The following is a 453-nucleotide window of genomic DNA, read 5'->3' as shown; positions in this document are numbered from 1 at the left end:
AACCACGGTCACTTCCATTGCTTCGGCTGTGGCGAGGGCGGCGACGTGTACGCCTTCATCCAGAAGATCGAGCACGTCACGTTCGTCGAGGCGGTCGAGTTGTTGGCCGACAAGGTCGGCTACACCGTCACCTACACCGGCGCGTCGACCACCAACGTCCAGCGCGACCGGGGCAGCCGCAGCAGGCTGCTGGCCGCCAACGCCGCGGCCCAGGAGTTCTACGCCGAGGCTTTGGCCTCAGACGAAGCCGCCGAGGCGCGCAAGTACCTCACCGAGCGCAATTTCGACGCCGCCGCAGCTGCCCAGTTCGGATGCGGCTTCGCGCCGTCGGGGTGGGACACGCTGACAAAGCACTTGCGGCGCTTGGGTTTCGAGTTCAAGGAGCTGGAGGCGGCCGGGCTGAGCCGGGAGGGCAAGCGCGGGCCGATGGACCGGGTCCATCGCCGGTTGCTC

Annotated in this window: 1 protein-coding gene; it reads left to right on the top strand. The window is 67.8% G+C overall.

Annotation, left to right across the window (positions count from 1 at the left end; genetic code table 11):
* Positions 1-453: CHC2 zinc finger domain-containing protein (locus RM572_RS29205; protein WP_311676364.1), on the top strand; the 453-nt coding region annotated here is incomplete at both ends.

The sequence above is a fragment of the Streptomyces hazeniae genome (genome assembly GCF_031845485.1).
Taxonomy (GTDB): domain Bacteria; phylum Actinomycetota; class Actinomycetes; order Streptomycetales; family Streptomycetaceae; genus Streptomyces; species Streptomyces hazeniae.
Note: the sequence above shows the minus strand (reverse complement) of the source record. Positions and strands in the feature narration are given on the sequence as shown.